Annotated in this window: 4 protein-coding genes; all 4 read left to right on the top strand. The window is 66.3% G+C overall.

Annotated features, from left to right (window positions below; genetic code table 11):
* The first annotated feature begins 658 nt into the window (after positions 1–658).
* The 4 genes from IF09_RS0130325 to IF09_RS40820 all read left to right on the top strand — a co-directional run bounded on the left by IF09_RS0130325 (position 659) and on the right by IF09_RS40820 (position 7,049).
* The gene (locus IF09_RS0130325; RefSeq protein WP_063607448.1) at positions 659–1,138 is read left to right on the top strand and encodes a hypothetical protein; all 480 of its coding nucleotides are present in this window, start codon (positions 659–661) and stop codon (positions 1,136–1,138) included.
* Positions 1,139–1,205: 67 nt separating this feature from the next.
* Complete coding sequence (locus IF09_RS48080) at positions 1,206–2,849, top strand: S1 family peptidase (RefSeq protein WP_051833132.1); 1,644 nt, start codon at positions 1,206–1,208, stop codon at positions 2,847–2,849.
* A 292-nt stretch (positions 2,850–3,141) separates the two neighbouring features.
* Entirely contained in the window at positions 3,142–4,281 is a 1,140-nt protein-coding gene (locus IF09_RS42075; RefSeq protein WP_158710085.1) for an ALF repeat-containing protein, read from the top strand.
* A complete protein-coding gene (locus IF09_RS40820) occupies positions 4,191–7,049 on the top strand; it encodes a polymorphic toxin-type HINT domain-containing protein (protein WP_051833129.1) in 2,859 nt (952 codons plus the stop codon). Before IF09_RS42075 ends, IF09_RS40820 begins: the two co-directional genes overlap by 91 nt.
* The last annotated feature ends 828 nt before the right edge of the window (positions 7,050–7,877 follow it).

The raw sequence follows: 7,877 nt of genomic DNA, 5'->3' as shown, positions 1-7,877 counted from the left end.
ACCACCAGGACCCAACCCACCCTGACCAGTACGAACGACACCCCCACCCGCGATAACAACTACCGCAGCGCCCCAGGGACAATCACCCGCGGTGTCGCAGGTGGCAGGAATGCCCAACGAGTCAGCGATGAGACCCGTACCTCTCCAAGTGAATCAAGGTGGCGTCGAAGCCAAGGAATCCGCAGCCTTGGTGAATAGCTCGAAAATTCACGCGCTGAAGACCATGCAGGAAACGGGATGAAATGACCGTAACGTCGAGAAGTCCCGAGTCCACAACTCGTTATGCTTGCAGCATTTGAGAAGTTCACAAAAGGAACTTCTGATTCCGCATTCCTGCGCAACCTACTCACCTCACCCGGCCCCACCTGCATAGATCCGGCTTGAAAAGGACAGCATCCATGTATCCCGCCCCACCGAACCCCGCCCCGCGCGAGGCTAATCGACCCACGGTTACCCTGTAGCGGCAGTGATCATTTTCACACAACCCGGGTTTGACAGTGCGGAAGAGAGGCGACATTTTTACACTTGCGCCTTTATCTCTCCTATACCTAAACCGAGTCGAGTTGACCGGGATACCAGGCACATCATCAACCTTCTTTCCGCCCTTGAAAGGACATCGCTGGTGCTCTCGCGCGCCCGTCGACTGACCGTCGCCGCCATGCTGTTTGTCACCCTCGGCACCATCGGCGCCTACACCGCCACCGCCTCGGCCGTTACCTCCGCCCCATCGCTGGCGGCCGAGCCTCCCGCACCCTTCGCGGTCGAGGACCTCAACTACCCCAACTCGGCGCAGATCCTGGCCGAGAAGGGCATCAAGCTGATCCGGGGTGACGGCAACATCACGCTGGCCGACTGTGACGACACCAAGAAGCAGATCCGAGTCGTCACAGTCGTCGAACCCAACGTGAACCGCCAGCGGTTCTACTGCTTCACTGCTCACTCCACGAGCGGCCAGCTGACTCTCGAGCTGGCCCGCGTCTATGCCATCGATGCCGCCGATCACCCGCTCAGCGCTGACCTCACGGCCAACGGCGCCACTCAGACCGTCAACATCCCCAAGGACGGCTACGCAAGCGTGGGCGAAGGCACCGTCGGGGGCGCCCGGAGCGTCCTCGTCGAGATCCGCATCACCGGCTGAATCTCTGCCCGCCCCGGGAAACTACACGCCGCCCGCGGCCCTCACACTCTGCCTCGAAGGAATGTCCATGCCTTTCCCCCGTCCCCGTTCCACTCGGCTGACCGGCCTTCTGCTCACGGGCACCACGGTCGCAACAGGCCTGATTGCGGTCGCTCCGGCCGAGGCCCTCACCGGCCCTGAGGCACAGGCCGGTCAACACACCTACGCCGTCAGGCTGACCATTGGCGACGCGGCGAACGGCCGTGCCTGCACGGGCTCGCTGATCGACGCCACCTGGGTGCTGACCGCCGCCAGCTGCTTCGGTGCCACGCCCGGCGACGCGGTGCCAGCCGGCAAGCCCGCGCTGAAGACCACCGCCACCCTCAACGGCGGACAGGCCGTCGAGGTCACCGAGCTCGCCCCGCGCACCGACCGGGACCTGGTCCTGGCACGCCTGGCCGCACCCGTCACCGGGATCGCTGGCGTCAAGCGCGCGAGCGCCGCTCCGGCAGCCGGGGCCGAACTGACGGCCGCCGGGTTCGGGCGTACGAAGACCGAGTGGGTACCGGGCAAGCTCCACACTGGTGCCTTCACCACCGCCTCGGCCGATGCCACCACTCTCGCCATCAGCGGCAAGGGCACCGACGTCCTGTGCAAGGGCGACACCGGCGGTCCGCTGCTGAACTCGGCCGGTGAGCTTGTTGGCGTCAACAGTCGGTCCTGGCAGGGCGGGTGCCTGGGCACCGATGCCGCCGAGACCCGCACCGGCGCCGTCTCCGCCCGTGTCGATGACCTCCGCGAGTGGATCGACGGCTACCGTGCCCGGGTCGCGGGCTGGCAGACCGAGACCCTGGTGCAGTCCGGCAGCAGCCTCTACCAGGGAATCCGCCTGCCCGACGGCTCCTGGACCGGCTTCACCGACGTCCAGAGCAAGGCCAGCAACATCAGCGGCATCCGTTCCGCCACCGCCGCCGGCATCAACGGCGATACCCACGTCCTCGCCATCAGCAACAACGGCGGCCTCTTCCACACCATCCGCAAGGAAGACGGCACGTGGACCGGCTTCGGCAACGTCGGCGACGTCGCCGGCGTCCTCGGCAACCTCACCCAGGTATCCGCCGTCTCCATCGGCAACGACGTGCACGTCGTTGCCGTCGCCGACGGCAAGATCTTCCACACCATGCGCAACGGCGCAGGCGAGTGGACCATCTTCGGTAACCTCGCCTCCGCCGTCGGCCCGATCGGCACCGTGACCGCCGCGGCGACCGCTGGCGCCGGCGGCCAGCTCCAGGTCACCGCCATCTCCGGCGGCAAGGCCTTCCACACCATCCGCAACACTGCGGGCAAGTGGAGCATCTGGGGCAACGTCGCAGGAGCCGCCAACCCCACCGGCCCCATCACCGCCGTCACCATGGCCGGCACCGGCAGCGACGCCCACATCATCATCGCCACCGACAATGGCACCCACCAGTACCACGCCATCCGCAAGGGCGACGGCAACTGGGAGACCTTCGGCGACCTGCAGGGCATCCTCGGCACCATCACCGCCAAGTCCGTCGCCGCAGCCTCCGTCAACGGCGAACTCCAGCTCGCCGTCACAGCCGCCGACAACAAGGCCCTGCACACCATCCGCCACACCGACCGCACCTGGAACACCACCAGCACCGTCGACCTGCAAGGCACCAGCGGCACCCCAGGCTCCATCGCCATCACCGCCACCTGGACTCCCTGATCCCGGAACCGGGCCCTGCCGGCCACCCGGCATCACCACCAAGGCGACACACCTGACTCACCGCTTCGCCCCGCACCGGAACCACCCTCCCGGTGCGGGGCGGAGCAAGTCACGTACGGCAGGCGGCCTGTTCGCAGAACAGCCCACCTGCCGTTGATGAAATGAGACGAGATTGAAGCGCATACCGTTGCGCCGCAGACCAGCTGGGCTGATCGGCAGCACGAGACGTGTGATCGGCAGTACCGCGGTACCTCTGGCACTCCTAGCCGGTCTCCTCAGCGCAGCACCCGCCGTGGCCGAAGAACCAGTCACCCCGCCGCCCGCCGCCGGCTACGTCATTCCGCCCACCGACCGCGGCCGCGTGGTCCAGCTGTGGAAGGACGGCGGCCCCGGCATCAAAGCCGGCGCAGAGGTCGCCCTGACCGGCAGCGACGACGACGTCAAGCGGTTCCTCGAACAGGCCGCCCAGATCGCCGTCGAGGACGACCGAGTTGCCTCTTCCCAGATGGGCAGCGTCGGCGGCCCCAACCTCCAGGAAGCCGCGCACAAGGCATACACGGGTACACCCGCCGATGCAAAGGCGTTCCTGGCAGAGGGGTGGAAGGCACCCTTCGAAGAGGACCAGCGGCTCAAGGTCGCCCAGATCATCGATACCGCGGGCCCCATGGAGCAGGAAAAGGGCCGCGCCGCACTCAAAGGCTCCCAGTACCAGGTCGAAGCTTTCCTGCGGGAAGGCCGATACACCTGGCGCGAGGAAGACCAGCGTGTCCAAGTCGCCCAGATCTTGAGTGTCGGCGGCGAGAACGTCCGCACGGCCGGCCGTATCGCCCTACGGGGCTCGGCCGAGGAGATCCGCGACTTCCTGGAGGTCGAGCAGCACACAGCCCGCGCCGCGGACGAAGAGCACGCCACGATCGCACAGCTAGCCCAGCAGGTCCGTGAAGCGGGCCGGCAGGCGAAGGAAGAGTCCAACGCGGCCAAGACCGAATCGGACCGTGCTGTCAAGGCGGCGGAGCAGGCCAAGCTGGCAGCACTGACGGCCGCGCAGGAGACCAGGAACGCCAAGGACGACGCGGTGAAGGCCGGAGCGGCCGCATCTCGGGCCGCCGAGTACGCCCGCCGGCGGCCTCCGCTTCCCAGCAGGCCATTACCGCAGCCCGTGCTGCCACCAACGCCGCCCGCGTTGCGTCCAACGCAGCAGCCCAGGCAGCCAGTGCCGCGGCCTCCGCCGCGAAGGCAGCCACCCGCGCCAACAACGCGGCAGCAGACGCGGCAACCAACGCGTTCGGAGCCAAGAAGGCACGCGAGGCAGCCCAGGACGCACGCGACATCGTCAAGGCGGTGCGGGGTATCGCGGAGGCATCGGCCCAGGCCGAGGCGTCCGCCAACGGTGCCGCCGACGCCGCACTGGCCGCAGTCGGCGCCGCACTGAACTCGCTTGCCGCCGCAGGGGCAGCCACCGACGCCGGAGATGCCTCCGACGCCGCCGGCGCCAGCTCCGCCCAGGCCCGGGCCGCCGCCGACAGCGCCCGCCGCTACGCCAACGAGGCCAAGCGAGCCGCCTCGAAGGCCGCCGATCTCGCCAGGAGGGCAGCAGGCGCCGCCCGCGACTCCCGGCTTGCCGCCGAATCCGCGGCCAACCATGCCGAGAACGCCGCGAAGGCAGCCGACGATGCCGCCGAACATGCCGGAGAGGCCGCCGACGCAGCAGCGAAATCCACCGCACACGCCGCCGCAGCCGCCACGGCCGCGATCGACGCCACCAATGCGGTCGACAAGGCAAGGGACGTCTACAAGCTCGCCCGCGAGATCGAGGCCGAAGGCCTCCTCGGCCGGACCAACGCCGGCCTCGAGCACGCCACCGACCTGCGGGCACAGGAAGACCAGCGCCGCAAGGACAAAGCCCAGGCCGCCCAGCAGACCAAGGACCTGACGGCCCAGGCGAAGGCCCTCTCCGTCGAAGCAGCCCAACCCGGAGTCGACGTCAAGGCCATCGCGGCCAAGGCGCGCAAGGTGGCCCTGAAGACCGCGCAGACCCAGGGCGGGTGGAGCGAGATCTCCGCCCACGTCGCCCTCGCCGGTTCGGACACCGACATCAACCAGTACGCCCGCACCGGCTGGACGGAAGCCGCCCAGCAAGACGAGCGCGCTCTCGTCGCACGCCTGGCCGAGGACGCAGGAGCCGCCAGCATCCGCGGCGCCGCCGAGCAGGCCCTGAAGAGCAACGCGCAGGCCGTCACCGCCTTCCTCACCACCGGCCAGTACCAGGTCGGCGCGGACGAGTTCGGCGTCCACATCGCGCAGATCATCGACGGGGCCGGCCCGATCCTGCAAGAAGCAGGACGCAAAGCACTCAAGTCGGGCGACCCCGCACAGTACCGCCAGTTCATCGAGACCGGACAGCACACAGCCCGCGTCGAAGACGAACGGGTACGCGCTGCGGAGCTCGCCTCCATCGGCGGTCCGGAACTGGCAGCCGCCGCGCGTATCGCCGTGCACAGCTCTGACGCCGAAGTGCACAAATTCATCCAGAACGGCCAGCACCGAGCCCAGCGCAAGGACCTCCTGGCAGCCAACCACCAAGAACGCGTACTGGCGCTGATCGCCGAATCCGCCGAGATCGCCGCGACTGCTCATCAGGACGCAGCCGAAGCCGCGAAGGTCGCAGCCCTGGCCCGCGACAAATCGGATGAAGCCAACGACTACGCCCAGCAAGCCGCCGCATCTGCAGCCGCGGCCAAAACCTTCGCCGACCAGGCGGCAGCGTCCGCAGCGAAGGCCAAGGAAGCAGCCAACCGGGCAGCACAATCCGCGAAGGCCGCCCGCGACGCCGCCGCCCGCGCCGAAAAGGCTGCGGACGAAGCCGGCAAGTCGGCCGCCGACGCAGAGATATCCGCGCAGTCCGCACGCACCTCTGCATCACTGGCCTGGGCGGCAGCCGCCCGGGCCAAGGACTCCGCCCTCGCCGCTGGCAAGGACTTCGGCGCCGCGCTCCAAGCCTCCAAGGAGGCCTACGACGCTTACACCCAGAAGTACTGGGAAGCCGAGGAACGACGGCGCAACGACCCCGGGGAGCAAGCGCGACGCCAGTACAGGTGCGGATTCGCCGGCACCGACTGCATGACCGACAAGCAATACGCATACTGGTGCATAAAGAAGCCCGCATGCATGCTCGCAACCGAGTTCGGCGAAGCACTCGAGCCCTACAACGACGACATACGGTTCATCGGCAACGAACTCCTCGGGCTCAGCAACCTGTACACCTGCTTCAATGGGAGTGGCCTCGATGGCCTCTGGGCGTGCGCCGAACTCACCCGAGACGTCGCCATCAACTCCAAAATTCGGGCCCTGCGTGCCGGGTTCGCTCTTCTGTACCGTTCCCTGAAGGGATGCAAGTGTTTCCCGGCGGGCACCAGAGTCCTGATGGGTAACGGAAGCAGCCGCAATATCGAAGACATCAAGGTCGGCGACAGCGTTCGCGCCACGGACCCTGTGAGCGGCTATTCGGTGGAGAAGAAAGTAACCAGGAGTATCGCCACCGAGGATGACAAGTACTTCAATGAACTGACCATCGAAACCAGGCAAGGGCCGCGAAAGCTCACGGCAACATTCGAGCACCCGTTCTGGAGTCCGACGGTCAACAGGTGGCTCGAAGCGCGCGAGTTCGGGCCTGGCGACGAACTGCTCACCAGTAGCGGCGACAAGGTCCGGATCACGGCAAATCGCACCTATGCGCAGCATGCGCGTACGTACAACCTGACTGTAGATGATCTCCATACGTACTATGTGCTGGCAGGCGCGACCCCGGTTCTCGTCCACAATGCTGACTGTGTTCCCGATCTCGGCGACTCGTGGCGGGCGAGGGAGACCACTGACCTCCCCACGGACAAGGGTGGATGTGAGGGCTGCGCGCTCCACATCATCGATGTGCTCGGTGGCGGCGAGGTAATGCGTATCTCTGTCCGGCCCGGAATGGGTCACCAGATGTGGAGGTATCGGGGCAAGGATGTCACGTGGGATGAGCATTTTGTTGCGGTCAAGGACGGCAGGGTCTTTGACGCTTGGACCGGACGTCTCGGTGAAAGCATGGACGAGTACATGGCTCAATGGGAAGACGCAGCCGAGCTGTATGATCGAACTTTCGGGAAACTCACCCGTGTGCCGAATTCGAATCGCTACACCTTCACCCCGAATGAGTAAAGGTGAAACACTGTGGACCCCGTAATCAAGAACGCCCGTCTCCGGCCCAGAATGTATGGGCTAAATGGCTCGTTCTCGGACTACGTCGCATTCCTGGTGGGGTATGACACGGGGCTCACAGGGTCGCTTCTCGGCGGTTTCAGTGAGTGGGTCGCTCGCAAGTCCGACGGAAGTGGGTCAAATCTTTTCTGGCCGTACCTAGTTCTCCGAGAATCCGGAGTTTATGACTGGGCCGGATTTGACTGGCACCAACTGAATTCGGACGACGACGCCCATGCGGTAGAAAGGTTGTTCCAACTACTGGAAGAGTTTGAGCAGCGCAAGCAAGAATAGAAACCTAGTGGTGGGCTCAGCCGAAAGCGCGGGCACACCACTTGTGTCAGGAAGTGAGTGAGCCTTTCCCAGTCTCATGTTCGTGGTGAAGGACGAGTATGGCCTTCACGATGCCGGTGATCCGGTTGGTGCTGCAGCGGAGTGCACAAGAAGCGCACCTCACCACGACCTGTGACCGCCCGGCCGCCGTCGCCCCGCACGGTGTCCGGATGGTCCTCATACGCCCGGAAACCCTCGCCGAGCCCGACCAGCTCCAGCTCCAGCTCCAGCTCCAGCTCCAGCTCCAGCTCCAGACCGTCCGCAACCAGTGCCCTGAGCTCAACGCCCTACCCGTCACGTCCGGTCCTTCGCGACTATGCTCACTGACCGCTAGGGCGAGCGTCTCCCGGAGTGGCTCGACGCCGTTCGACAGGACGACCTGCCCAGCCTCCACTCTCTCGCCGCCGTCATCGCCGGATTGAGCCTGCCCTGGAGCTCGGGCGCGGGCGAAGGGAG

It is taken from the genome of Streptomyces katrae (genome assembly GCF_000717655.1).
GTDB classification, from domain to species: domain Bacteria; phylum Actinomycetota; class Actinomycetes; order Streptomycetales; family Streptomycetaceae; genus Streptomyces; species Streptomyces katrae_B.
Note: the sequence above shows the minus strand (reverse complement) of the source record. Positions and strands in the feature narration are given on the sequence as shown.

Excerpts from the sequence above, each read along its gene's own strand:
- IF09_RS0130325 (WP_063607448.1), top strand. The coding sequence starts at position 659 with ATGCTGTTTGTCACCCTCGGCACCATCGGCGCCTACACCGCCACCGCC.
- IF09_RS48080 (WP_051833132.1), top strand. The coding sequence starts at position 1,206 with ATGCCTTTCCCCCGTCCCCGTTCCACTCGGCTGACCGGCCTTCTGCTC.